20 protein-coding genes are annotated in these 24,461 nt (G+C 69.1%); 14 read left to right on the forward strand and 6 right to left on the reverse strand.

All coding sequences use genetic code 11. The features are described from left to right. Nucleotides 1–52 precede the first annotated feature (52 nt). Both ACMUOO_RS02610 and ACMUOO_RS02615 read left to right on the forward strand, forming a co-directional pair. The gene (locus ACMUOO_RS02610; protein WP_301918668.1) at nucleotides 53–1,864 is read left to right on the forward strand and encodes an ABC-F family ATP-binding cassette domain-containing protein; all 1,812 of its coding nucleotides are present in this window, start codon (nucleotides 53–55) and stop codon (nucleotides 1,862–1,864) included. Next, a complete protein-coding gene (locus ACMUOO_RS02615) occupies nucleotides 1,861–2,946 on the forward strand; it encodes a CaiB/BaiF CoA transferase family protein (RefSeq protein ID WP_301918669.1) in 1,086 nt (361 codons plus the stop codon). The genes ACMUOO_RS02610 and ACMUOO_RS02615 overlap by 4 nt, the downstream gene beginning before the upstream one ends. A gap of 3 nt (nucleotides 2,947–2,949) precedes the next feature. Here ACMUOO_RS02615 and ACMUOO_RS02620 read toward each other — a convergent pair whose 3' ends face one another. Together ACMUOO_RS02620 and ACMUOO_RS02625 are read right to left on the reverse strand one after the other, a co-directional pair. Continuing rightward, a complete protein-coding gene (locus ACMUOO_RS02620; RefSeq protein ID WP_301918670.1) occupies nucleotides 2,950–4,983 on the reverse strand; it encodes an ASKHA domain-containing protein in 2,034 nt (677 codons plus the stop codon). Between the two features lie 113 nt (nucleotides 4,984–5,096). Further along, nucleotides 5,097–5,837, reverse strand: a complete 741-nt coding sequence (locus ACMUOO_RS02625) for a DsbA family protein (protein WP_301918671.1) — start codon at nucleotides 5,835–5,837, stop codon at nucleotides 5,097–5,099. A 169-nt stretch (nucleotides 5,838–6,006) separates the two neighbouring features. On the opposite strand from ACMUOO_RS02625, the gene ACMUOO_RS02630 reads away from it, so the two are divergent. From ACMUOO_RS02630 to ACMUOO_RS02660, 7 genes are all read left to right on the forward strand, one after another. After that, nucleotides 6,007–7,149, forward strand: coding sequence for a pyridoxal phosphate-dependent aminotransferase (locus ACMUOO_RS02630; RefSeq protein ID WP_301918672.1), 1,143 nt, complete (start codon nucleotides 6,007–6,009; stop codon nucleotides 7,147–7,149). 54 nt (nucleotides 7,150–7,203) lie between these two features. Beyond that, nucleotides 7,204–8,424 (forward strand): N-acetylmuramoyl-L-alanine amidase, encoded by a 1,221-nt coding sequence (locus ACMUOO_RS02635; protein WP_301918673.1) that lies wholly within the window; start codon nucleotides 7,204–7,206, stop codon nucleotides 8,422–8,424. Between the two features lie 97 nt (nucleotides 8,425–8,521). After that, nucleotides 8,522–11,083, forward strand: coding sequence for a penicillin-binding protein 1A (locus tag ACMUOO_RS02640; protein WP_413854848.1), 2,562 nt, complete (start codon nucleotides 8,522–8,524; stop codon nucleotides 11,081–11,083). A 90-nt stretch (nucleotides 11,084–11,173) separates the two neighbouring features. Next, nucleotides 11,174–12,301, forward strand: coding sequence for a peptide chain release factor 2 (prfB, locus tag ACMUOO_RS02645; protein ID WP_301918675.1), 1,128 nt, complete (start codon nucleotides 11,174–11,176; stop codon nucleotides 12,299–12,301). Between the two features lie 86 nt (nucleotides 12,302–12,387). Further along, entirely contained in the window at nucleotides 12,388–13,164 is a 777-nt protein-coding gene (locus tag ACMUOO_RS02650; RefSeq protein ID WP_301918676.1) for a DUF2189 domain-containing protein, read from the forward strand. A gap of 112 nt (nucleotides 13,165–13,276) precedes the next feature. After that, complete coding sequence (dusA, locus tag ACMUOO_RS02655; protein ID WP_301918677.1) at nucleotides 13,277–14,272, forward strand: tRNA dihydrouridine(20/20a) synthase DusA; 996 nt, start codon at nucleotides 13,277–13,279, stop codon at nucleotides 14,270–14,272. 105 nt (nucleotides 14,273–14,377) lie between these two features. Beyond that, entirely contained in the window at nucleotides 14,378–15,196 is an 819-nt protein-coding gene (locus ACMUOO_RS02660; protein ID WP_301918678.1) for a sulfite exporter TauE/SafE family protein, read from the forward strand. Between the two features lie 98 nt (nucleotides 15,197–15,294). Here ACMUOO_RS02660 and ACMUOO_RS02665 read toward each other — a convergent pair whose 3' ends face one another. The 3 genes from ACMUOO_RS02665 to ccmI are packed head-to-tail and all read right to left on the reverse strand — an operon-like array spanning nucleotide 15,295 to nucleotide 17,209. After that, nucleotides 15,295–15,528 (reverse strand): DUF1289 domain-containing protein, encoded by a 234-nt coding sequence (locus ACMUOO_RS02665; protein WP_301918679.1) that lies wholly within the window; start codon nucleotides 15,526–15,528, stop codon nucleotides 15,295–15,297. Then, on the reverse strand, nucleotides 15,525–16,001 hold the full coding sequence (ruvX, locus tag ACMUOO_RS02670) for a Holliday junction resolvase RuvX (RefSeq protein WP_301918680.1): 477 nt from the start codon (nucleotides 15,999–16,001) through the stop codon (nucleotides 15,525–15,527). The genes ACMUOO_RS02665 and ruvX overlap by 4 nt, the downstream gene beginning before the upstream one ends. Beyond that, nucleotides 15,998–17,209 (reverse strand): c-type cytochrome biogenesis protein CcmI, encoded by a 1,212-nt coding sequence (gene ccmI, locus ACMUOO_RS02675; protein ID WP_301918681.1) that lies wholly within the window; start codon nucleotides 17,207–17,209, stop codon nucleotides 15,998–16,000. Before ccmI ends, ruvX begins: the two co-directional genes overlap by 4 nt. A 208-nt stretch (nucleotides 17,210–17,417) precedes the next feature. On the opposite strand from ccmI, the gene ACMUOO_RS02680 reads away from it, so the two are divergent. The 5 genes from ACMUOO_RS02680 to ACMUOO_RS02700 all read left to right on the forward strand — a co-directional run bounded on the left by ACMUOO_RS02680 (nucleotide 17,418) and on the right by ACMUOO_RS02700 (nucleotide 23,448). Further along, nucleotides 17,418–18,662, forward strand: coding sequence for a sarcosine oxidase subunit beta family protein (locus ACMUOO_RS02680; RefSeq protein WP_413854850.1), 1,245 nt, complete (start codon nucleotides 17,418–17,420; stop codon nucleotides 18,660–18,662). Nucleotides 18,663–18,747: 85 nt separating this feature from the next. Then, nucleotides 18,748–19,071: a sarcosine oxidase subunit delta gene (locus ACMUOO_RS02685; protein WP_301918682.1), complete on the forward strand. Its 324-nt coding sequence runs from the start codon at nucleotides 18,748–18,750 to the stop codon at nucleotides 19,069–19,071. Beyond that, nucleotides 19,068–22,049 (forward strand): sarcosine oxidase subunit alpha family protein, encoded by a 2,982-nt coding sequence (locus tag ACMUOO_RS02690; protein ID WP_301918683.1) that lies wholly within the window; start codon nucleotides 19,068–19,070, stop codon nucleotides 22,047–22,049. The genes ACMUOO_RS02685 and ACMUOO_RS02690 overlap by 4 nt, the downstream gene beginning before the upstream one ends. Further along, nucleotides 22,042–22,602, forward strand: a complete 561-nt coding sequence (locus ACMUOO_RS02695; RefSeq protein ID WP_301918684.1) for a sarcosine oxidase subunit gamma — start codon at nucleotides 22,042–22,044, stop codon at nucleotides 22,600–22,602. The genes ACMUOO_RS02690 and ACMUOO_RS02695 overlap by 8 nt, the downstream gene beginning before the upstream one ends. A gap of 243 nt (nucleotides 22,603–22,845) precedes the next feature. Then, the gene (locus ACMUOO_RS02700; protein ID WP_301918685.1) at nucleotides 22,846–23,448 is read left to right on the forward strand and encodes a superoxide dismutase; all 603 of its coding nucleotides are present in this window, start codon (nucleotides 22,846–22,848) and stop codon (nucleotides 23,446–23,448) included. A gap of 78 nt (nucleotides 23,449–23,526) precedes the next feature. Here ACMUOO_RS02700 and ACMUOO_RS02705 read toward each other — a convergent pair. Continuing rightward, nucleotides 23,527–24,461 (reverse strand): hypothetical protein (locus ACMUOO_RS02705; protein WP_413854849.1); only part of this gene is annotated, 935 nt, incomplete at its 5' end.

A 24,461-nucleotide genomic window follows, 5' to 3' on the forward strand; every position in this document is an offset into this window, starting at 1 on the left:
GCAAGATGAAAGCACGTTGACGGCGTGCGGGCCGCCAATTAGCTGAGCCGTCATGGCACGCGCACCGCTTCTCCAGCTATCCGGCATCTCTTTGACCTTCGGCGGCTATCCGGTCTTCGAGGCACTCGATCTCACCGTCCAGCCGGGCGACCGCCTGGCGCTTGTCGGGCGCAACGGGTCGGGCAAGTCGACGCTGATGAAGGTCATGGCGGGGCTGGTGGAGCCGGACCGGGGCGAGCGGGTGCTGCCGCCCGGCGTGACCGTCGGCTACATGGAACAGGAGCCCGACCTTTCGGCCTATGCAACGCTCGGGGATTTCGCCGCCTCCGGCCTGCCGGAAGGCGAGGGCTACCGCGTCGCGGTCGTGGCCGAGGGGCTGAAGTTCGATCCCGCGACGCCTGTCGCCGCCGCCTCGGGCGGCGAGCGGCGGCGCGCGGCGCTGGCCAAGCTTCTGGCCGAGGCGCCGGAGCTGATGCTTCTGGACGAGCCCACCAACCACCTCGACATCGAGGCGATCGGCTGGCTGGAGGAACGGTTGCAGGACACCCGCGCCGCCTATGTCATCATCAGCCACGACCGCGCGTTCCTCAGGGCGCTGACCCGGGCGACGCTCTGGATCGACCGGGGCGAGGTCCGGCGCAACGAGCGGGGGTTTGACGCCTTCGAGGACTGGCGCGAGACGGTCTGGGCGGAGGAAGACCTCGCCCGCCACAAGCTCGACCGCAAGATCAAGGCCGAGGCGCGCTGGGCGGTCGAGGGCATCTCGGCGCGGCGCAAGCGCAACCAGGGACGGGTGCGGACGCTCGCCGCGATGCGGGCCGAACGGGCGGCGATGATCCGGCGCCAGGGCACGGCCGGTATGGCGCTGGAGACGGGGCAGGTATCGGGGCGGCTGGTGATCGAGGCGAAGGGCATTTCCAAGGCCTTCGGCGCGCGGACGATCCTCAGGCCCTTTGACCTGACGATCCTGCGTGGCGACCGGGTGGCCTTCGTCGGCCCGAACGGGGCGGGGAAGACCACGCTCCTGAAAATCCTCACCGGCGAGATCGCCCCAGACGCGGGGACGGTGCGCCACGGAACCAACCTCGAGGTCGCGGTCTTCGACCAGGCACGGGCGACGCTCGACCTCGACATGACGCTCTGGGACGGACTCGTGAACGACCCCGGGATGAAGGTTTCGGGCCGTTCCGACCAGGTCATGGTGCGGGGTGAACCGCGCCATGTCGTGGCCTATCTGAAGGATTTCCTCTTCGACGAGGCGCAGGCGCGGGCGCCCGTCGGCTCGCTCTCGGGCGGCGAGCGGGCGCGGCTCCTGCTGGCACGGATCATGGCGAGGCCCTCGAACCTCCTGGTGCTGGACGAGCCGACAAACGACCTCGACGTGGAAACGCTGGACCTTCTGCAGGACCTCCTCGGCGACTACGAGGGGACGGTGCTCATCGTCAGCCACGACCGGGACTTCATCGACCGCGTGGCGACGACGACGGTCGCCTTCGAGGGCGAGGGCCGCGTCACGGTCTATGCCGGCGGCTGGACCGACTATCAGGCGCAGAAGCCGGAGGCGGCGCCAGCGCCCTCCGCCAGGGCCCCCGCCAAGTCGCTTTCCTCGCCCGAGCCGAAGCAGAAGAAGGCCGCGCAAGGCCTTACATTTACAGAGAAACATCGGCTGGAGGCACTGCCTGCGATCATCGAGCGGCTGGAGGCGGAGATCGGGAAGCTCACCGACTTCCTTTCGGACCCGGACCTCTTCCAGAAGGCGCCCGACAGGTTCCGCCGCGCCTCGGAAGGGCTTGCCGAGCGGCAGGCGGCGCTGAGCGCGGCCGAGGAGGAATGGCTGATGCTGGAAGAGAAGGCCACCGCATGAGGGGGCCTCTTACCGGTCTCCGGATCGTCGAGATCGCGGGGCTCGGGCCCACGCCCTTCGCGGCGATGCTGCTCGCCGACATGGGCGCCGAGGTCGTGCGCATCGAGCGGCCGGGGCACCGGCATATCCTCGGGCTCGATCATGACATCCTGAACCGGGGCCGGGGTTTCGTCGTGCTCGACCTCAAGTCGGACACGGGGAAGACCGCGGCGCGGCGCCTCATCGATCGCGCCGACGGGGTGATCGAAGGGCTGCGCCCCGGCGTGATGGAACGGCTCGGCCTCGGGCCCGAGGACTTTCCCGGGAACCCCCGGCTCGTCTACGGGCGGATGACCGGCTGGGGGCAGTCCGGTCCTCTGGCGCACACGGCGGGGCACGACATCACCTACATTGCGCTCTCTGGGGCGCTTCATGCGGTCGGGCCGGTGGAGCGGCCGGTGCCGCCCCTGAACCTCGTCGGCGATTTCGGCGGCGGTGGAATGTATCTCGCCTTCGGCATGGCCTGCGCCTTCCTGGAGGCGGCGAGGAGCGGGCAGGGGCAGGTGGTGGACGCCGCAATCTCCGACGGAACGGCGCATCTGATGGCGATGATCCAGGGGCTGGCGGCGGGCGGGCTCTGGTCGGACGCACGCGAGGCGAACCTGCTCGATGGCGCGGCACCCTTCTATCGCTGCTATGCCTGCAAGGACAGCGGGTTCCTTGCCGTGGGCGCGATCGAGCCGAAATTCTGGTCCGAGTTCCTGAGGCTCGCCGGGATCGACCCGGGCGGGATGCCCGACCAGATGGACCGTGCGCGCTGGCCCGAGGCGCGGGCGCGGGTGGCGGCGCGGATCGCGGAGCGGACGCGGGATGACTGGGCCGGGGTCTTCGCAGGGTCGGATGCCTGCGCGGTTCCGGTCCTGACGCTGGTCGAGGCGCCCTCGCACCCGCACAACGCGGCGCGCGCGACCTACCTCGTCCACGATGGCGTCACCCAGCCCGCGCCGGCACCGCGGTTGTCGCGCACGCCGGGACGGGTCGCCGCAGGGTCGCAGTCCGAACCGCTGGACCTCGCCGCGCTTCTCGTGCGGTGGGGCGCCTGAAGGTCAGCCGCGCCGGCGCCTGCGCCCGCCATCGCCGCCGCCCGCGGTATTGAAGGCGACCTGCGGAAGGGTGACGATCGCGGCCAGTTCGGGGAAGGGATCGCTCGCGTGCGGGATCGCGTTCGCGGCGACGAAATGCTCCTGGAAGCGCGGTTCGATGGCGGTCTCCACCTTGTGGATGCGCGTCACCTCCGCCTCGATCGCCGCGCGGGCGGCGATGCTGCAAAGCGCGATGCGCGCGCCGGTGCCTGCGGCATTGCCCGCCGAGGCGACCTTGTCGAGCGGGCAGTCGGGGATCATGCCGAGCACCATGGCGTGCTTCGGCGAGATATGCGCGCCGAAGGCGCCGGCCAGCACCACGCGGTCCACCCGGTCGATGCCGAGCTCGTCCATCAGCAGCCGCGCGCCGGCGTAGAGCGCCGACTTCGCAAGCTGTATGGCGCGGATGTCACCTTGCGTGACCATGATGAGCGGTCCGCCCCCGGCGGAGCCGTCGTGAAGGACAAAGGCGTGGGTCCGGCCCTGCGGCACGCAGCGCAGCGTGCCCGTCTGCTCGGCCGAGCCGATGAGCCCGCCTGCGTCGACGATACCCGCCATGCGCATCTCTGCCACCACCTCGATGATGCCCGAACCGCAGATCCCGGTGATCCCGGTCTGGGCGGTCGCGGCGGCGAAGCCGGGGTCGTCCGACCAGAGGTCGCAGCCGATGACACGGAAGCGCGGCTCCTTCGTGGCCGGGTCGATCTCCACCCGTTCGATGGCGCCGGGCGCTGCGCGCTGGCCGCTGGAAATCTGCGCCCCCTCGAAGGCGGGCCCGGTGGGCGAGGAACAGGCGAGCACCCGATCCTTGTTGCCGAGAAGCAGCTCGGCATTGGTGCCGACGTCAACGATCAGCACCATGTCGTCGGACTTGTTCGGTTCCTCGGACAATGCCACGGCCGCGCAATCCGCGCCGACATGGCCCGCGATGCACGGCAGCACATAGATCCGCGCGTTTTCGTGGATCGCGGAAAGCTCGAGGTCGCGGGAGGGCAGCGACAGGCTTTCCGAGGTGGCAAGCGCGAAGGGTGCCTGGCCAAGCTCCACCGGGTCGATCCCGAGGAGCAGATGGTGCATCACCGGGTTGCAGACGAAGACCGTCTCGACGATCTGCGCCGGATCGACGCCGGCCTCCGCCGCGATGGCGCGGGCGAGGTCGTTGATCGCCTGCCGCACGGCTTTCGTCATCTCGACGTCGCCGCCGGGGTTCATCATCGCGTAGCTCACCCGGCTCATCAGGTCTTCGCCGAAGCGGATCTGCGGGTTCATGAGGCCCGAGGACGCCAGCACGTTGCCGTTCCTGAGGTCGCAGAGATGCGCCGCTATGGTCGTGGAGCCGAGGTCGATGGCAAGCCCGTAGAGCCGCCCCTCCCAGAAGCCGGGGTGAAGGTCGAGGATCTGGGGCCGGCCGTAGTGGTCGCGGTGGAGGATCACCGTGACCTTCCACTCGCCCTTCCGCAGGATCGGCTGCAGCCGCCGCAGGAGCCAGGGGTCCGCGGCGAGGCCGTCGATCTGCCACTGGTCCTTCAGCGCGGCGGCAAGGCGCTGGAAATCGCCAGAAGGCTCGTGCATGTCGGGCTCGGCCACCTCGACGTAGTAGGCGTGGGTCGCCGGGGCCATGGTCATCACCCGCGCGGTCGCGGACTTGCGGATCACCTGGCGGTGGACTTGGCTTTCCGGCGGAACGTCGATGACGACGTCGCCCATGATCTTCGCCTGGCAGCCGAGCCGGCGGCCCTCCTTCATGCCGCGGATGCGGTCGTAGCGTTCCTCGACCGCGTTCCACTCGGACAGCGCATCCGCTGTCACGGTCAGGCCGTGCTTCGGAAACTCGCCGTAGCCGGGCGTGATCTGGCACTTGGAGCAGATGCCGCGCCCGCCGCAGACCGAATCGAGATCGACGCCGAGCTGGCGCGCGGCGGTAAGCACGGGGGTGCCAAGGGCAAAGCGCCCGCGTTTACCCGAAGGCGTGAAGATCACCAGCGCATCGTCGGCCATGGCAAGCCCTTTTCGTCCGTTCGCAGGTCTATCTAAGCCCTTTCGCGGCAAGGGCAACGCCCGCAAGCGGCATGGCAGGGTCAGCCTGCGTCAGTGTTGGGGATCGGGCCGGTTCAGCCGCGTTCGCCGGCGACGATGGCGCGCATCGTCTCAAGCGGCGCGTAGCCGCGCAGCATCTGGTCGCCCATGACGAAGGTGGGCGTGCCGGAAATCTGCATCCGCTGCGCGAGAAGGTGGTTCGCCTCGATGACCTTGGTCACCTCGGGCGCGTCCATCTTCGCGAGGATCGCCTTGCCGTCGAGCCCGAGATCCTCGGCGAAGGAGAGGAGCGTGTCCTCGGTCACGTCGCCGCGGAAGTCCTCGTAGAAGCCCGCGTTGATCTTCTCGTAGGCATCCCGGCCGACCGACTGGAGCGCCGCGATCGCGAATCGCGAGGCGATCACGGACTGTTCGCCGAGGATCGGGAATTCCTTGACGATGTAGCGGATGTCGCCGTCCGAGGCCACGAGATCGGCGACCTCGGCATGGGCCTTCCGGCAGTAGCCGCAGCGGTAGTCGATGAACTCGACGACCGTGAGGCTGCCCTCCGGGTTGCCGCCGACGAAGGAGAAGCCGTCCTCGAAGATATCCGCGGCGTTGGCCTTCACAAGCGCGGCATCGCCATCAGCCGCCGCCTGGGCCTGGCGCTTCTGCAACTCGTCGATCGCCTCGGCGAGAACCTCGGGGTTTTCCATCAGATAGGCCCGGACCTCGGCGCGGAATGCATCGCGCTCGGCCTCCGTCATCTTCGTCATGTCGAAGGCGGTGGCGGGGGTCGCAATCATCGCGGCGAACGCGAGCGGGACGAGTTTCATCGGCGGCCTCTCATCGGGGGCGCGCCTGTGGCGCACCGGGTCGGACAAATCGGGACAGGCCATCGCAGGCTTTCCGGCGGCGCAAGGCCGGGCCGGTGCGGCCCATTGACCTTGGTGCCGCGGGCTGGAAAGAACGACCCCGTCAACGGCCGCCACCATAGAGAGAACGATGCGCACATCAAGCCGCGGGATGGTCGATCCCTTCATTGTGATGGACGTGATGGAGGCCGCCCGCGCGGCCGAGGCGGCGGGCCGCCACATCATCCACATGGAGGTGGGCCAGCCGTCCACGCCGGCGCCTGCCGCCGCGCGGGCGGCCCTGGCCCGGGCGCTGGAAGAAGATGCGCTCGGCTATACGGTGGCGCTCGGCCTGCCGGCGCTGCGGCAGGGAATCGCGCGGCATTACGCCGAGCGGTACGGCGTCGATCTCGACCCCGCGCGGGTGATCGTGACGGCGGGGTCCTCGGGGGCGTTCCTTCTCGCCTTCTCGGCGCTCTTCGACGCGGGCGACCGGGTGGCGCTCGGCGAGCCCGGCTATCCTTCCTACCGCCAGATCCTGCGCGCGATGTCTGTCACGGCCGTCGGTATCCCGACGCAGCCGGAGAACCGCTACCAGCCGGTGCCCGACGAGGTTCCCCATGACGTGCAGGGCCTGATCGTCGCCTCGCCCGGCAACCCCTCGGGGACGATGCTCGCGCGCGAGGAGCTTGCGGCTCTCGCCGGGCTCTGCGCGGCGCGCGGGCTCGCGTTCATCTCGGACGAGATCTACCACGGGCTGAACTATGACCGGCGACCCGTCACGGCGCTGGAGGTCACGGACGAGGTCTACGTCGTCAACTCCTTTTCCAAGTACTTCTCCATGACCGGCTGGCGCATCGGCTGGATGGTCGTTCCGGAGGCGCACGTGCGGGTGGTGGAGCGGCTGGCGCAGAACATGTTCATCTGCCCGCCACACGCGAGCCAGGTCGCGGCACTGGCCGCACTCGGCTGCGCCGAGGAGCTTGAAGCCAACGTCCGGGTCTATGCCGAGAACCGCCGGCTGATGCTGGAGGAACTGCCGAAGGCCGGGTTCACGCGGATCGCGCCGCCCGATGGCGCCTTCTACATCTATGCCGACGTGTCGGACCTAACCTCCGACAGCCGCGCCTTCGCGGCCGAGATCCTCGACCGGGCAGGGGTGGCGGTGACGCCCGGGCTCGACTTCGACCCGGTGCGGGGGGCCGGGACCCTGCGGTTTTCCTACGCACGGTCCACGGGCGACATCCGCGAAGGACTCCGGCGGCTTCACGACTTCATGACGACGCGCGGTTAGGGCTTGGGCCGCGCCGGCGCGGCGGCCTATCATCGCGGGAAAACGGGCAGGCGCATGATGCTTCGGGCACTCCTCCTTTGCCTCGCCATGCTGGCGGCGGCCCCGCTGCGGGCGGCGGACCTGACCGCGCTCGCCCATCTCGATCCGGCCGCGTCGCGCGTGGCCGACGAGGGCGCAGGCGTCGCGGTCGATCTCGCGATTTCCAAGGCGGTGCCCTATCGCGCCTTCCTCATGAACGACCCGCCCCGGCTCGTGCTCGATTTCTCCGAGGTCGCGTTCGGCGTCTCGCGGCCCGCGGCCCTCGACCGCTCCGAACGGGTGCGGGCGCTGGCCTGGGGGCCGGTCCGTGCCGGCTGGTCGCGGCTTGTGGCCGAGCTGGACGGCCCCTACCGGATCGACAGCGCCGAGGAACGGGTCGGAGCCGGTGGCGAGGGCGAGGTGCGCATCCGGCTTGTGCCCGAGGACGCCTCCGCCTTCGCCGCCGCGACGGCCGCCGGCCCGCCCGAGGTCGCGCGCTGGGCGCTTCCGAAGCCCGCCGTCGTCGATACGCCGAAGCGCCGCCAGACCGGCGAGGCGCCGCTCGTCGTGGTGATAGACCCCGGCCATGGCGGCATCGACCCCGGCGCCGAGGCGGGCGCCCTCCAGGAAGCGGACGTGATTCTCGGCTTTGCGCGCGAACTGGCCGAACTTCTGCGGCGTTCCGGGATGACCGTCGTGATGACCCGCGAGGAGGATGTCTTCGTCCCCCTCGAAACCCGGATCAGCGTCGCCCGCGCCGCCCGCGCGGACGTGTTCCTGTCGCTCCATGCCGATGCGCTGGCAGAGGGCGAGGCGACGGGGGCCACGGTCTTCCTCCTCGCCGAGGAGGCCAGCGACGGGGCCTCGGCGCGGCTTGCAGAGTGGCACGACCGGGCCGATCTCCTGGCCGGGGTCGATCTTTCCGCCCAGGACGACCTCGTGGCACAGGTGATGATGGACATGGCCCGGACCGAGACTCAGCCCCGGGCCGACCGGCTGGCGGCTGCACTCGCGGCGGCAATCCGCGAGAAGGGCGGCAGGATGCACCGGCATCCGATCCAGCAGGCGGCCTTCTCGGTGCTGAAGTCGCCGGACATTCCCTCGATCCTGCTCGAAGTCGGGTTCCTGTCGTCCGAGGCCGACCGCAAGCGGCTCGTCGATCCGGTGTGGCGCGCGACGATGCAAGAGGCCATCCTCGCGGCACTGAAGACCTGGGCGGAAGCCGACGCGGCCGAGGCGAAGCTCCTGCGGCAGTAGCACGCGGCGATCCGCCAAGGCGCGCGGCACAAGCCGAGTTGTTTTGACCCGCCCCGCCGTGCACTGTATAGACGCCGCGTTCTCTCGGGAGTCTCGCGTGATCCGGTTCGTTCTCTCCTTCGTCGGCGCCATCTTCAGCTGGATCGTCACCGGAGTCGCATTTGCCGCGCTGACGGTGGGGGCGGTCTTCTGGATGTATTCGCGCGACCTGCCGGACCACGAATACCTCAGCCGCTATACGCCGAAGACGATCAGCCGCATCTATTCGGGCGAGGGTCGCCTGATGGACGAATTCGCCACCGAACGTCGCATCTTCGCGCCGATCGAGGAAATCCCCGACGTCGTGAAGCAGGCCTTCATTTCCGCCGAGGACAAGAATTTCTATTCGCACCAGGGTTTTGACACGCGCGGCATGGCCGGTGCCCTCTGGGATGCGATCCGCACCCGCGGCCAGACGCTGCGCGGCGCCTCGACGATCCCGCAGCAGGTCGCCAAGAACTTCCTTCTCGGCGGCGAGCGGACGGCCGAGCGGAAGATCAAGGAACTCGTGCTGGCCAACCGGCTCGTGAACACGCTGCCGCGCGACAAGATCCTCGAGCTTTACCTCAACGAGATCGACCTCGGCTTCCTCTCGTTCGGCGTCGCATCGGCGGCGCAGACCTACTTCAACAAGACCCTGGCGCAACTCCAGCCCGAAGAGGCCGCCTACCTCGCCGCGCTGCCGAAGGCGCCCTACAGTTACCACCCGGTCAAGAACCGCGAGGCGGCGGTGGAGCGGCGCAACTACGTGCTGCGCGAGATGTTCCAGAACGGCTACATCGACAAGGCAACGTTCGACACCGCCACGGCGGCGCCGCTGAAGACGGTTCAGGGCGGCGACTACCCCTCGTTCAAGGGATCGCTGCCGCCGCGCGACTACTTCACCGACGAGATCCGGCGGCAGCTTTCGCGCAGCTTCGGCGAGGAGGAGTTCTTCGGCGGCGGCCTCGCGATCCGCGCGACCGAGGACCCTGAGATGCAGATGGCCGCCGCCGAGGCGTTGCAGGAGGCGCTGGAGGATTTCGACCGCCGGCAAGGCGTCTGGCGCGGCACCCGCAAGGCGCTGCCGGCCGAGGCGCTGGCCTCGGAGGAGGCCTGGCGGACGGCGCTGGCCGAAACCGAGGTGCCGCGCGACGTGCCGGGCTGGCTCCCTGCCGTGGTGCTTGAGGTCGGCGAAAGCGCCGCCCGCATCGGGATCGAGGGCGTCTCGGATGACGAGGACGGCCACTGGATTCCCGCCGAGGACGTGACCTGGGCCAGGAAGCGGCTGGAGGACGGCAAGCTTGGAAAGAAGGCGAAGGCCGCGGGCGACCTCGTCGCGGTCGGCGACGTGGTGATGGTGGCCGCCCTTGCGAACGAGGACGGGTCTTTCAAGCGCTGGTCGCTGCGCCAGGTGCCGGAAGTGCAGGGCGGTTTCCTGGCGATGGACGTGAACACCGGCCGGGTCATCGCCATGCAGGGCGGCTTTTCCTACCAGTCCTCGGTCTTCAACCGGGTCACGCAGGCGCAGCGCCAGCCGGGCTCCTCCTTCAAGCCCTTCGTCTATGCCGCGGCACTCGACAGCGGCTTTTCGCCCGCGACGATCGTCGTCGACGCACCGATCGAGGTGGACACGCCGCAGGGTCTGTGGCGCCCGAAGAACGCCTCGAACAAGTTCTACGGGCCGACGCCGCTCAGGACCGGGATCGAGCAGTCGCGGAACCTCATGACGGTGCGCGTCGCGCAGGAGATCGGGATGGAGACGGTGGCCGGCTATGCCGAACGCTTCGGCGTCTATGACCACCTCGACCCCTACCTCGCCAACGCGCTCGGGGCGCAGGAGACGACGCTCTTCAAGATGGTGGCGGCCTACGCGATGTTCGCCAACGGCGGCGAGCGTGTGGAACCGACGCTGGTGGACCGCGTGCAGGACCGCTGGGGCCGGACGATCTACCGCCACGACCAGCGCGATTGCGTCGACTGCAAGCTCGCGAGCCTCGACCCGGGCGTCGCGCCGCGGATCACCTCGGACCGCGAGCGGGTGATGGACCCGGTGACCGCCTATCAGCTCACGTCGATGTTGCAGGGCGTGGTGCTGCGCGGCTCGGGCTCCGGCGTCAAGCTGCCGGTGCCGGTGGCGGGCAAGACCGGCACCACGAACGACGCCAAGGATGTCTGGTTCATCGGCTTCACCTCGAACATCGTCGCAGGCTGCTACATGGGCTACGACCAGCCCAGAACGCTGGGGCAGGGGGCCTATGGCGGCACCCTCTGCGTGCCCGTGTTCAACGCCTTCATGAAGAAGGCGGTGGAGAAATACGGCGGGACCGATTTCCGCGTGCCCGCGGGCGGTCACTTCATCAAGATCAACCGCTTCACCGGCGAGCGCCTGCCCGACGACGTCACCGGCGACTTCGTCCAGGCCGAGTTCTTCCGCGATGGCGAGATCCCGATCTTCGGCATCGGCGCGATGGTCGACGGCGGCTTTGCCATGGGCCAGAACCTGCCGCTTTACGCCTACGGCGAATTGGGCGGCGACGAGGGCGGCGGGGGAACGACGGTCACCACCTCCACGGGCAAGACGAAGGTCATCCCGAAGAAGGCCGATTTCGGCACCCTCTCGGCCGGCGGTCTCTACTGACACGCGGCGCGTCGTCCGGCGCCCCGCCCTTGCCGGGCCGGGGCGGGTGGACTATCTGTGCGCTGCACTTTGACGGAAGGACGACGGCCCATGCGCGCCGAAATGGAAAATGTGGTCGAGGCGGTGGAGAAGTCGCTGCGACTCCTCGGTCAGCGGATGGACTGGGAGACGGCGGCGCACCGGCTGGAAGAGATGAACGCGATGATCGAGGACGGCGACCTCTGGTCCGACCCGACGCGCGCCCAGAAGCTGATGCGCGACCGTCAGATGCTTCTCGACCAGGTGGAGACCTACCGCCGGATCGAGCGCGAGCTGAAGGACAATGTCGACCTCATCGAGCTGGGCGAGATGGAGGACGACAAGGAGATCGTCACCGAGGCCGAGACCTCCCTGCGGTCACTGAAGGAATTCGCCGCCGCCAAGGAACTCGAGGCGCTGCTCGACGGCGAGGCCGATGGCAACGACACCTTCCTCGAGATCAACGCCGGCGCCGGCGGCACCGAAAGCTGCGACTGGGCTTCGATGCTGGCGCGCATGTATGTGCGCTGGGCCGAGAAGAAGGGCTACAAGGTCGAGCTTCAGTCGGAAACGCCGGGCGACGAGGCGGGCATCCGCTCGGCCTCCTACAAGATTTCGGGGCCTAACGCCTATGGCTGGCTCAAGTCGGAATCGGGCGTCCACCGGCTGGTGCGCATCTCGCCCTATGACAGCGCCGCGCGGCGGCACACGTCGTTTTCCTCGGTCTGGGTCTATCCGGTGGTGGATGACAACATCGAGATCGTGATCCCCGACAACGATATCCGCATCGACACCTACCGCTCCTCGGGCGCCGGCGGGCAGCACGTCAACACCACCGATTCCGCGGTCAGGATCACCCACCTGCCGACCAACATCGTTGTCACCAGTTCGATGAAGTCGCAGCACCAGAACCGCGAGATTGCCATGAACGCCCTGCGCTCGCGGCTCTACCAGCTCGAACTCGACAAGCGGAATGCCGCGATCAACGCCGCGCATGAATCGAAGGGCGATGCCGGCTGGGGCAACCAGATCCGCTCCTATGTGCTCCAGCCCTACCAGATGGTGAAGGACCTGCGCACCGGCTACGAGACTTCGGACACGCAGGGCGTGCTCGACGGCGACCTTGACGGCTTCATGGCGGCGACGCTGGCGATGGACGTCGCCGGCAAGAGCCGCGCCGAGGCGCGGGCAGAGGCCTGATCCCCGCCCGGTCCCTGTTGCCACGGCTCTTGCCACGGGCCCCGGGCCTGTCCTAGCCTTTCCCCGCATGCGCCGAGGGAGGAGACATGGACGCAACCGATCGCGGGCCCGACCCGCTGCCCGAGATCCGGCAGGTGGAGCTTTCCGACATCGGGGTGGTGCTCCGCCGGGGTTTGCGCGACTTCCTGCGTGCGCCGCTCTACGGCATCTTCTTCAGCGCCGTCTATGTCGCGGGCGGGCTGATCCTCTGGAAGGTCTACGGGGTGGCGGGCCAGCAATGGTGGCTCGCGCCGGTGGCCGTGGGTTTTCCGCTTCTCGGACCCTTCGCGGCCGTCGGGCTCTACGAGGTAAGCCGCCGGCTCGAGAAGGGCATTCCCCTGCGCTGGACCGAGATTCTCGGCGTCGTCTTCGCGCAGAAGGACCGGCAGATCCCCGCGATCGCCGCCGTCATCATCGTCCACTTCCTCTTCTGGGTCTTCGTTGCGCACGCGCTCTTCGCGCTCTTCATGGGTCTCAGGGCCTTCGGGCCGGCGTCCGACATGGCGAGCCTCTTTCTCGATGGCAACGGCCCCCTGATGCTCGCAGTCGGCAGCGTGATCGGTGCAGGCTTCGCCGGCGTCCTCTTCGCCACGACCGTGGTGGGCCTGCCGCTGCTGCTCGACAAGGAGATCGACTTCGTCACGGCGATGATCCACTCGGTGAAGACGGTGCTGGCGAACCCGCTTGTGATGGTCGTCTGGGGCGGGCTCATCGCGGTGCTCCTCTTCGTGGGAATGGTCCCCTGGTTCCTCGGGCTTTTCGCGGTCCTGCCGGTCCTCGGCCACGCCTCCTGGCACATGTACCGCAAGGCGCTCGAGGATTGACGGGCGGGGGTGGCGTGGCTGGTGCTCTGCGCCCGTCTTCGCTAGAAGGGCCGGCGCGGGAGGGCACCGCCCCTGGCCCGCGGGCAGGTCGATAACGAGGGAACAGAGGGTCATGCCCGGCATAGAGGCCCAGCACGCTGCGCGTCTGTCCGTGGCGCCCATGATGGACTGGACGGACCGTCACTGCCGCGTCTTCCACCGCCAGATAAGCCGCGAGGCATTGCTCTACACCGAGATGGTGACGGCCCCGGCGGTGATCCACGGGGACCGCGACCGTCTGCTGGCGTTCGACGCGGTCGAGCATCCGGTGGCGCTGCAGCTCGGCGGGTCGGACCCGGGCGAGCTTGCAGAGGCGACGCGGATCGCCGCCGGCTACGGCCATGACGAGATCAACCTGAACGTCGGCTGCCCCTCCGACCGGGTTCAGTCGGGCTGCTTCGGCGCCGTGCTGATGGAGCGGCCGGCGCTGGTGGCCGATTGCGTCGCGGCGATGATTGGGGTCGCGCCGGTCGAGGTGACGGTGAAATGCCGGATCGGCGTGGACGACCAGGTGCCCGAGGCGGTGCTGCCGGCCTTCCTCGAAACCGTCGCTTCCGCCGGCGTCCGGCGTTTCGCCATCCATGCCCGCAAGGCCTGGCTCAAGGGACTGAGCCCGAAGGAGAACCGCGAGGTTCCCCCGCTCGACTACCCGCTGGTCCTGGCCATGAAGCAGGCCTTTCCGGACCTTCACATCTCGGTCAACGGCGGGATCACCTCGCTCGATCAGGCCGAGGCATTCCTCGCGGCGGGGCTCGACGGGGTGATGATCGGTCGCGCGGCCTATCATGAACCCTACGATATCCTCGCCGACGCCGACCGGCGCCTCTTCGGCGGCGCGGCCGGGCCCGGCCGCTTCGAGGTGGTGGAGCGGATGCGGCCCTATATCGCGCGCCATCTGGAGGCGGGGGGGCGGCTCCACCAGGTCACGCGCCACATGCTCGGCCTCTTCCACGGCTGCCCCGGCGCGCGGCACTGGCGGCGCATCCTGTCGGAGCGCGCGAACGCGACGGGCGCGGGGCCGGAGGTCATCGACGCCGCGCTCGCGCCGATGCGCGCCCTCGCGGCCTGAATCGGCGCGCCTCGGCGCCGGATCGGTCGAGGCTTCTGGCCAATTCCGCGCGGAGCGGCTATGCGCTGCGCCGCAGGACTTTTCCGAACGGGAACGGGACGCCAGATGCCGGAGATATCAGAGCTTCTGCCCATGGTGGCGTTGCTGGCGGCGATAGGCGCCTTCGCCGGCGTGATCGCGGGGCTTTTGGGCGTCGGTGGCGGGATCATCCTCGTTCCGGCGTTCTACTATGCCTTCGAGGGGCTCGGCTTCGTCGGGCCCGACCTGATGCAGGTCTGCCTTGCCACCTCGCTCGCGACGATCATCGTCACCTCGCTGCGCTCCGTCTTCTCCCACAACCGCAAGGGCGCGGTGGATTGGACGATTCTCCGTGGCTGGGCGCCGGGGATTGCCCTCGGCGCCCTGGCGGCGGTCTTCGCCGTCGCGGCCCTGCGGACGCCGGTGCTGCAGGCGATCTTCGGCACGCTCGCGCTGGTCGTCGCGCTCTATCTCGGGCTCGGCCGCTCGACCTGGCGCCTGGGGCCGGCGATGCCGGCCGGGAGGGCGCGGGCGGTGCTCTCACCGCTCGTGGGGTTCCTTTCGGTCCTGATGGGGATCGGCGGCGGCTCCTTCGGGGTGCCGCTGATGAGCCTCTATGGCGTGCCGATCCACCGCGCCGTTGCGACCGCGGCTGGTTTCGGCGTGCTCATCGCCGCGCCCTCGGTCACAGGTTTCCTCTTCACCCCGGCGGTGGAGGCCCCGCCCTACACGCTCGGATCGGTGAACCTGCCGGCCTTTCTCGTCATCATCACGATGACGCTCGCCACCGCGCCTTTGGGCGTGCGGCTCGCCCATGCGATGGACCCGGCGCCGCTCCGCCGGGTGTTCGCGGCCTTCCTTGCGCTCGTCGCGCTCAACATGCTGCGGAAGGCGGCCGGCTACTGAGCGGTCGCCGGAAGGTCGGGGCTGCCGGGCGGTGGTATCGCGCGCGGCGCAACCTGCCGGGTCCCTTCGTGCCGGGGAAGGACCGGTGGGCGCGGCGGTCAGTCGATGGCCCTGCGCGCCGCCCGTCCACCGCGGCGCTGGCTGAGGCGCGGCGCGCGGGCGGGAAGCTCGGCCATGATCCGGCGCCGGTCCTCCGGGCTCATCCGGCTCCAGCCGGCGATCTCGTCGACCGATCGGTAGCAGCCGACGCAGATGCGTTCCGCGGGATGGACGACACAGACCCGCACGCAGGGGCTTTCGATCTCCGGCCGCTTCCAGACCTCGTCCGTCATGTGTCCCGCCTCAGATGCCCGATCCGGTCGAGCGCACCCTGGAGGATATAGCCTGCGGCCACATGGTCGATAACCTCGGCGCGACGCTTTCGGGACGTATCCGCCTCCAGGAGCGCGCGTTCGGCTGCGACGGTGGAGAGCCGTTCGTCCCAGAAGGTGACGGGAAGTTCGGTCAGCCGTTCGAGGTTGCGGGCGAACGCGCGGGTGGACTGGCAGCGCGGGCCCTCCGTCCCGTCCATGTTGCGCGGCAGTCCGAGAACCAGTCCGCCGATCCCCCGCTTGCCGCAGAGGTCGAGGAGGGCCGCGGCATCGGCGGTGAACTTCGTCCGCCGGATGGTCAGGAGCGGCGAGGCGACCGAGAGGAGCGGATCCGAGACCGCGACGCCGATGGTCTTCGTGCCGAGGTCCAGCCCGGCGACCGCCCGGGCCTGCGGCAGGGCGGCAGCGAAATCCTCGATCCGTTCGAAGATCACTCCGCGACCCCGGCCTGCGCGGCCGCCGCGCGGATCACGGCGAGGTCCGCGTCGCGGCCGGCGAAGCGCCCCTCAGCCTCTGCGAAGACCGACTTCGCGCGCTCGGCCTCGCCGAGGACGCCGAGCGACATGATGAGGCGCGCCCAGTCCGCGGCCGGGCCGCCCTCGGACGCGAGCCGGTCGGAAAGCTGGTCCACCATGCCGCGGATCATCTGCTGGCGCTCTTCCGGCGTCATCTCCGCGGCGGCGGCCACCTGGCCGGCGTCCGGACCGGGTGCCGTGCCGGGCGCCGGGGGCGGCATGTAGTTCACCCCGGCGGCCTGTGCGAGCATGGCGATGTCGGCCCGGATCGCGGGAATCCAGGGCGCCTCCTCCGGGCCCTCCTCCAGCAGGCCGCGCCAGAGCGCGAAGGCATGGTCGGGCCGGCCCGTCTGCGCCCACATCAGGCCGAGGTAGAACCGCGCGGTGCCGTTCCTCGGGTCGCGCTCGAGCGTCCGGTCGAGCGCCTCCTCCGCCTCGGGGGAGACATAGCCGCCGGTGGCGAGGATCATCGTGTCGGCAAGCGTGGCAAAGTCCTCGGCCGTGGCCGCGGTGCCGGAGAGCTCGATCACCCGCCTTTGCGCCGCGATCGCCGCCGGGAAGTTGCCGAGCACGGCCTCGTTCCGGGCGAGGAGCCTCTGGCCGGCGACGTCGTCGGGCTTGTCGGCAACGGCGGCGCGGAGCCGCTCGACCAGCGCGAGATAGTCGGCCGCCGGTGCGGGCCGCTCGGGCAGGACTACTGCCGCCTCGGCCTCTGCCTGCGAGGGACGGGTCTCGCGGAAGGTCTCGGCCCGGGCGATGCGCTTCGCGATCGGCAGGTCGGGATAGCCCGGGGCGCCGGTCGTCGCGTAGAGCCCGACTGCGCCCGCCACCGCCGCGCCGATGACGATGAGCGGGATCAGGGGGTTGCCGCGCGCCGCCGTGACCGCGCCCCGACCCGTGCGGTCGGCCTCCAGGAGCTTGCGCGAGATCTCGATCCGGGCGCGGTCGGCCTCTGCCGCGGGCATCACGCCGCGGGCAAGGTCGCGGTCCACCTCGCGGAGCTGGTCGCGGTAGACCTGAAGGTCCGCCTCGGCCTCCGCGCGGCCGGCGCCGCCGCGCCAGAGCGCACGGGCAAGTGCCAAGGCAACGAGGGCCGCCAAGCCGATCGAGAGGGTCCAGAACAGCATCGCGTCTCCGTTTCCGCCGCCCGATGTAAGCGTTCCCTTCGCCGCGCGAAAGCCCGAAGCGGCCCGCGCCGGGGGGCACCTTGTCGCAGAACCGGGACCCCTGTCGCATTTTTACCTGTTGCGACGTTTGCCGGAGGGTTGGCGGAGCCGTCAGGCTCCACAAGCATCAGGACGCCTCTACGGCTGAACCAGGGGGATTCGCATGGGCCTGAAACGCTACTCCGTCTTCGCCATCGTGCGCGAGGCGATGAGCTACCATCAGGGTTGGGAACGCGCCTGGCCGTCGCCCAAGCCGAAGCGGAAGTACGATGTCGTGATCGTCGGCGCCGGCGGCCACGGCCTCGCCACCGCCTACTATCTCGGCAAGAATTTCGGCATCACCAATGTCGCGATCATCGAGAAGGGCTGGCTGGGCGGTGGCAACACCGGGCGCAACACCACGATCATCCGCTCCAACTACCTCCAGGACCCCTCGGCCGCGATCTACGAAAAGGCCCGCTCGCTCTACGAGACGATGAGCCAGGACCTGAACTACAACGTCATGTTCTCCCCCCGCGGCCTTCTCATGCTCGGCCAGACCGAACACGAGGTCCGGGGCTACAAGCGCACCGTCTACGCCAACAACCTGCAAGGGGTGGAGACGCGCTGGATCGAGCCGGACGAGGTCAAGAAGCTGGTGCCGATCATCAACATCGCCGGGCCGCGCTATCCGGTGCTCGGCGCGCTCTACCAGGCGCGCGGCGGCACCGCGCGGCACGACGCGGTGGCCTGGGGCTATGCGCGGGCCTGCAGCGCGATGGGCATGGACGTGATCCAGCAGTGCGAGGTCACCGGCGTGCGCAGCGAGGGCGGCCGCGTCAAGGGGATCGACACGACGAAGGGTGCCATCGACTGCGACAAACTGGGTCTGGTCGTTGCCGGCAATTCGAGCGTGCTGGCCGAGATGGCGGGCTTCCGCCTGCCGATCGAGTCGCTCGCCCTTCAGGCGCTGGTCAGCGAGCCGATCAAGCCCTGCATGGACGTGGTCGTCATGGCCAACACCGTGCACGGCTACATGAGCCAGTCCGACAAGGGCGAGATGGTGATCGGCGGCGGCACCGACGGCTTCAACAACTACACCCAGCGCGGCAGCTTCCACCACATCGAGGAAACCGTCCGCTCGCTGATCGAGACCTTCCCGATGCTCTCGCGCCTGAAGATGCTGCGCCAGTGGGGCGGCATCGTCGACATGACCGGCGACCGCTCGCCGATCCTCTCGAAGACGCCGGTCGAGGGCGTCTTCGTCAACTGCGGCTGGGGCACCGGCGGCTTCAAGGCGATCCCGGGCTCCGGCTGGGCCATGGCGGAACTGATGGCGCGGGGGCACTCGCCGCTCACCGAGGAATTCTCCATGTACCGCTTCCGCGAGGGCAAGTTCATCGACGAAAGCGTCGCCGCGGGGGTGGCGCACTGATGGAAGCACCGCTCTTTCATTGTGGCGAAAATACTCCGGGGGTCCGGGGGCAGCGCCCCCGGCCCGGCTCCGAAAGGACAATGACATGCTGACCCTTGAATGCCCCTACTGCGGCGTGAAGGCCGAGGAAACCGAACTGACGGCCGGTGGCGAGGCGCATCTGAAGCGCTACGGGCCCGGCTCCAGCGACGAGGACTTCGAAAGCTATCTCTTCGTCCGGAAGAACCCCAAGGGTGTGCATTTCGAACGCTGGCGGCATGCCTACGGCTGCGGCAAGTGGTTCCTCGCCGCCCGCTGCACGGCGACGCTCGAGGTCTTCGGGACCTATCCGGCGCAGTCGAAGGAGCCACCGGCGGAACTTCAGGCGAAGATCAGGGCGAAGCGCCCGAACTGGGAGGGCTACAGGTGAGCACGCGTCTATCGAAGGGCGGCCGGCTGATCGACCGCACGAAGCCCCTTTCCTTCACTTTCAACGGCCGTCGGATGAAGGGCTACCACGGCGACACGCTCGCCTCGGCGCTTCTCGGCGCGGGCCAGACGATGGTCGGGCGATCGTTCAAGTACCACCGCCCGCGGGGGGTGATGGCCTCCGGCGCCGAGGAGCCGAACGCGCTCGTCGGGCTCGGGCAGGGCGGGCGGTTCGAGCCGAACCAGCGCACCACCACGACCGAGCTCTTCGAGGGCGCGGAGACCATCAGCCAGAACCACTGGCCGAGCCTCGAATTCGACATCGGCGCGATCAACAACAAGGTCGCAAGATTCCTGCCGGCCGGGTTCTACTACAAGACATTCATGTTCCCGCGCTTCGCCTGGAAACATGTCTTCGAGCCGATCGTCCGGCAGTCGGCCGGCCTCGGCAAGGTGCCGCAGCACCGCGACGAGGACCGCTACGAATACGCCTATGCGTTTGCCGACGTGGTGATCGTCGGCGGCGGCATCGCCGGGATCGCCTCCGCGCTCGCAGCGGGCCGCGCGGGCAAGCGGGTCTGGCTCATCGAGCAGTCGGCGCACTGGGGCGGACGGGCGGTCGTGGACGGCGTCCAGATCGACGGGCAGGACGCCGGAGACTGGGTGAAGAACGCCATCGAAACCCTTGGCAAGATGGCGAATGTCACGCTCCGTGGGCGCACGATGGCGGCCGGTCTCTATGACCACGGATATCTGCTGGCCTACGAGCGGATCGCCGACCACACGCCCGGCGACGGGCGTCCGCGGCACCGGCTCTGGCGCATCCGTGCGGGCCATGTCGTGACGGCGACGGGGGCCATCGAGCGGCCGCTCAGCTTCGCCGGCAACGACATTCCGGGCGTGATGCTTGCTTCCGCCGTGCGCGACTATGTCGTCAACTGGGGCGTCAGCCCCGGCGACCGCACCGTGATCGTGACCAACAGCGACGACGCCTACCGCACCGCGCTGGCGCTTCTCGACGCCGGCCTCGTGGTCCCGGCGGTGATCGACGCGCGGCCCGAGGCGAAGGGCGAGCTCCCCGAGGCCGTGCGGGCGCGCGGGGTGCGCGTCCTCGCCGGTCACGGCATCGCCAAGGTCAAGGGCGGCAAGGAGGTCACCGGCGTCTCGGTCTGCATCCAGGCGGGCGAGGGCGCCGAGATCGAGAGCATCGCCTGCGACGCGGTCGCCATGTCGGGCGGCTGGTCGCCGGTCGTGCATCTCTGGTCGCACTGCGGCGGCAAGCTCCTCTGGGACGAGGCGCAGGCGATGTTCCGTCCCGACCCGAAGCGGCCCGCGACGGGCGATGACGGCGCCGCGATGGTCACCGCCGTCGGGGCCGCGAACGGCATCCTGACGCCGCACGAGATCCTCGCCGATGCGCACCGGGCCGCCGGCGGCACCGGCACCGCGCCCGGTGCCGTGGCCGCGGTCGAGGCGCCGATGCAGCCGGTCTGGATCATGCCGCAGGGCGCCGGGCCCGCGTTGCGCATGAAGATGTGGCTCGATCCGCAGAACGACGTGAAGGTTTCGGACGTGCAGCTTGCCGCGCGCGAGGGCTACGAAAGCGTCGAGCACACCAAGCGCTACACCACGCTCGGGATGGCGACGGATCAGGGGAAGATCAGCAACATCAACGGTCTGGCGGTACTTTCCGATGCGCTCAGCCAGGCGATCCCGGCCACCGGCACCACGACCTTCCGCCCGCCCTACACGCCGATCTCGATGGGTGCCATCGCCGGCGAGGCGCGGGGCGAGATATTCCAGCCGCTCCGGCGCACGCCGATGCACGGCTGGCACGAGACCCATGGCGCCCATTGGGAGCCGGTGGGCCAGTGGCGGCGCGCCTATTGCTACCTGCGCAGCGGCGAGGGCGTCCATGACGCCGTCAACCGCGAAATCCGCAACACCCGGAACGCCGTCGGGCTTCTCGACGCCTCGACGCTCGGCAAGATCATCGTCAAGGGGCCGGACGCGGGCCGCTTCCTCGACATGCTCTACACCAACCTGATGTCCACCCTTCCCGTGGGCAAATGCCGGTACGGCCTCATGTGCACCGAGAACGGCTTCCTCAGCGACGATGGGGTGGTCGTCCGGCTGACCGAGGACACCTGGCTTTGCCACACCACCACCGGGGGCGCGGAGCGCATCCACGGCTGGATGGAGGACTGGCTTCAGTGCGAGTGGTGGGACTGGAAGGTCTATACCGCGAACGTCACCGAGGAATATGCCCAGGTCGCGGTCGCGGGTCCCAACGCCCGGAAACTGCTGGAGAAGCTCGGTGGCATGGATGTCTCGAAAGAGGCGTTCCCGGCGATGGAATGGCGCGAGGGCACGCTCGGCGGGTTCCGCGCGCGGATTTACCGCATCTCCTTCTCGGGCGAGCTTTCCTACGAGGTCGCGGTGCCCGCGTCCGAGGGCCTTGCCTTCTGGGAGGCGCTGCTGAAGGCCGGCGAGGCGCTCGGCGTGATGCCCTACGGCACGGAGGCCATGCACATCATGCGGGCCGAGAAGGGCTTCATCATGATCGGCGACGAAACCGACGGCACGGTGATCCCGCAGGACCTGAACCTCCAGTGGGCGATCTCGAAGAAGAAGGACGACTACCTCGGCAAGCGGGCGCAGGAACGAAAGCACATGGTCGATCCCGACCGCTGGAAACTCGTGGGTCTGGAGACGCTCGACGGCAGCGTGATCCCGGACGGGGCCTATGCGGCGGCCGAGGGCGTCAACGCCAACGGCCAGCGCAACATGCAGGGCCGCGTGACCTCCACCTACTTCTCGCCGACCCTCGGCAAGGGGATCGCCATGGGGCTCGTGAAACGCGGTCCGGACCGGATGGGCGAGGTGCTCGACTTCCCGGTGGATAACGGCAAGGTCGTCAAGGCGCGGATCGTCGATCCGGTCTTCTTCGACAAGGACGGGGAGAAGCAGAATGTCTAAGGCTGTCAGTGCCCTGAGTGGCGTTTCTCACAAGGGCTTCGTGCAGGTGTCCGAGGCCGGGCTGAGGGGCATGATCACCGTCCGCGGCGATCTCGGGTCGGCCGCGATGAAGAAGGCGGTGAAGGCCGCAACTGGCACGGCCGTGCCGGCGCAGCGCCGGATCGAGGTCGCGAGCGACCGGGCCGCCGCATGGATGTCGCCCGACGAACTTCTCGTCCTCGTGCCCTACGGCGAGGCGCAGGCGACCGTCGCGGCGCTGGAACAGGCGCTCGCGGGCACGCATCACCTCGTGGCCGATGTCTCCGACGCCCGGGCGGTCTTCACCATCCGGGGTGCCAGGGCCGACGAGGTGCTGAGGAAGCTCTGCCCGGTAGACTTCGACGCTCTGGCCGAGGGCGAGATCCGCCGCACCCGCGCGGCGCAGGTCGCCGCCGCCTTCTGGAAATCGGGGCCGGAGGAGTTCACGCTGGTATCCTTCCGCTCGGTCGCGGCCTATGTGATGGGCCTTCTGGAGGTCTCGGTCCGGCCGGGATCGGAGCTTTTCCCGGCCTGAAGCCGCCTCGGGGCAAGCGCCGGGCCAAGGTCGGGCCCGGCAACGCCTGATCAAGAAATGCCGTTCTCGCGCTTCAGCGCGCGGATGGGCGAAGGTGCCCTCATGCTCTCCTCTTGTCGCCGCGCGCGACCGCGACGCGGGCGGAAGGTCGCAATCCGCCCGCGCGCCGCTCTGGTCTTGACCTTGGGAACCCAAGCGCGCTTATACGGGTTAGGCTTTCCCCATGCGCGAAAGGATTGACCCATGGCCTTCACCCTTCCCGACCTTCCCTATGCCCATGACGCGCTCGCGTCGCTCGGCATGTCGAAGGAGACGCTCGAATACCACCACGACCTCCATCACAAGGCTTACGTCGACAACGGCAACAAGCTCGTCGCCGGGACCGAGTGGGAGGGCAAGAGCCTCGAGGACATCGTCCGCGGCACCTATCAGGCGGGCGCGGTGGCGCAGTCGGGCATCTTCAACAACGCCAGCCAGCACTGGAACCACAACGAGTTCTGGAAGATGATGGGGCCGGGCGAGAACAAGAAAATGCCGGGTGCCCTGGAAAAGGCGCTGACCGACAGCTTCGGCTCCGTCCAGAAGTTCAAGGACGATTTCGCCGCCGCCGGGGCGGGCCAGTTCGGCTCGGGCTGGGCCTGGCTCGTCAAGGACAAGGACGGCGCGCTGAAGGTGACCAAGACCGAGAACGGCGTGAACCCCTTGTGCTTCGGCCAGACCGCGCTTCTCGGCTGCGACGTGTGGGAACATTCCTACTACATCGACTTCCGCAACAAGCGCCCCGCCTATCTCGCGAACTTCCTCGACAAGCTCGTGAACTGGGAGAACGTCGCCTCGCGGCTGTGACCCGTTCGCCCGCGGTGGCGTGCTGAAAGGCCTGCCGGGGACCGCCCCGGCAGGCTTCTTCGTTTCGCGGCGCTTGGCTCACCTCTGTTCGAGGCAGAAGCCTTCGATGTCGCCCGCGTCCCAGTGGTTCGGGCCGCTGCTCACGATCGTCCGGTCCTGCACGTAGATGCGGATGTTGTAGCCGCAGGGGGCCATGCCGGTGGTGTCGAGTTCCCAGGTGCCCGCCGCCCCGTTGGTGTTGAGCGACAGCGCGGCATAGCTGATCGACACGGAGGAACTCCCGCCGGCGAAGGGCGGCGTGAAGAAGGCGGCCGGGGCGGCCGAGGTGATCACCATCGTGCCGCCGGCGGCCTCCGGAAGCGGCGTGACGTGGATGAGGAGGCTGCCCGAGTGGTTCCCGGTCATCGCATAGGTGCCGGAGATCACCTCGCCGATGCCGAACTTGCCGCAGTTGCCCGCGCCGCTGGTGATCTCGATGTCTGCGGTCGGCGCGGTGTTGTCGACCATGAAGGCCTTCGGCGGCGTCGTGGCGAGGACCGGGCCGAAGGGCTGGCGGAACTCCAGATAGACGTTGTGGAGCCCGTTCTCGAGCCCGGTGAGCGCGCCGAGAAGGTTGTCGGCCACCGTGACGAGCGGCGAGGCGGCGAGCCAGGGGAACCAGTCGCCGACGGCGTTCACCGTCTGGCTGACCGGCGTGATCGACGGGAAGGTCGTCACGTCGGCGTCGAAGGGCACGGTCCAGGCGCGCGGGCTGACATCCGAGGGGCCCTGGATCATCACCCGGTACTCCATCGGCCCGGCCGGAATGTTGAAGCCGTTCCCCTTCAGGAGCGTGCGGCCGCCGAAGGGGGCATCGTCGGCGGTGAAGGTGCCGCCCACGCTCGCGCCGTTGGCGTAGCCCGCGCCATCGATCTTGGCCACGGACATGTTGCCGATCGACTCCAGCACCGGGGTGAAGACGCCGGGGATGACGCCCTTCGGCAGGTGCTCGACCTCGATCCAGCAGTCCTCGC

Origin of the sequence: Albidovulum sp. (assembly GCF_041919395.1) — a bacterium.
Lineage (GTDB): Bacteria > Pseudomonadota > Alphaproteobacteria > Rhodobacterales > Rhodobacteraceae > Albidovulum.

What these genes read in the sequence shown, in the direction of transcription:
- ACMUOO_RS02610 (WP_301918668.1), top strand. Translation starts at nt 53, where the DNA reads ATGGCACGCGCACCGCTTCTCCAGCTATCCGGCATCTCTTTGACCTTC.
- ACMUOO_RS02615 (WP_301918669.1), top strand. Translation starts at nt 1,861, where the DNA reads ATGAGGGGGCCTCTTACCGGTCTCCGGATCGTCGAGATCGCGGGGCTC.
- ACMUOO_RS02620 (WP_301918670.1), bottom strand. Translation starts at nt 4,983, where the DNA reads ATGGCCGACGATGCGCTGGTGATCTTCACGCCTTCGGGTAAACGCGGG.
- ACMUOO_RS02625 (WP_301918671.1), bottom strand. Translation starts at nt 5,837, where the DNA reads ATGAAACTCGTCCCGCTCGCGTTCGCCGCGATGATTGCGACCCCCGCC.
- ACMUOO_RS02630 (WP_301918672.1), top strand. Translation starts at nt 6,007, where the DNA reads ATGCGCACATCAAGCCGCGGGATGGTCGATCCCTTCATTGTGATGGAC.
- ACMUOO_RS02635 (WP_301918673.1), top strand. Translation starts at nt 7,204, where the DNA reads ATGATGCTTCGGGCACTCCTCCTTTGCCTCGCCATGCTGGCGGCGGCC.
- prfB (WP_301918675.1), top strand. Translation starts at nt 11,174, where the DNA reads ATGCGCGCCGAAATGGAAAATGTGGTCGAGGCGGTGGAGAAGTCGCTG.
- ACMUOO_RS02650 (WP_301918676.1), top strand. Translation starts at nt 12,388, where the DNA reads ATGGACGCAACCGATCGCGGGCCCGACCCGCTGCCCGAGATCCGGCAG.
- dusA (WP_301918677.1), top strand. Translation starts at nt 13,277, where the DNA reads ATGCCCGGCATAGAGGCCCAGCACGCTGCGCGTCTGTCCGTGGCGCCC.
- ACMUOO_RS02660 (WP_301918678.1), top strand. Translation starts at nt 14,378, where the DNA reads ATGCCGGAGATATCAGAGCTTCTGCCCATGGTGGCGTTGCTGGCGGCG.
- ACMUOO_RS02665 (WP_301918679.1), bottom strand. Translation starts at nt 15,528, where the DNA reads ATGACGGACGAGGTCTGGAAGCGGCCGGAGATCGAAAGCCCCTGCGTG.
- ccmI (WP_301918681.1), bottom strand. Translation starts at nt 17,209, where the DNA reads ATGCTGTTCTGGACCCTCTCGATCGGCTTGGCGGCCCTCGTTGCCTTG.
- ACMUOO_RS02685 (WP_301918682.1), top strand. Translation starts at nt 18,748, where the DNA reads ATGCTGACCCTTGAATGCCCCTACTGCGGCGTGAAGGCCGAGGAAACC.
- ACMUOO_RS02695 (WP_301918684.1), top strand. Translation starts at nt 22,042, where the DNA reads ATGTCTAAGGCTGTCAGTGCCCTGAGTGGCGTTTCTCACAAGGGCTTC.
- ACMUOO_RS02700 (WP_301918685.1), top strand. Translation starts at nt 22,846, where the DNA reads ATGGCCTTCACCCTTCCCGACCTTCCCTATGCCCATGACGCGCTCGCG.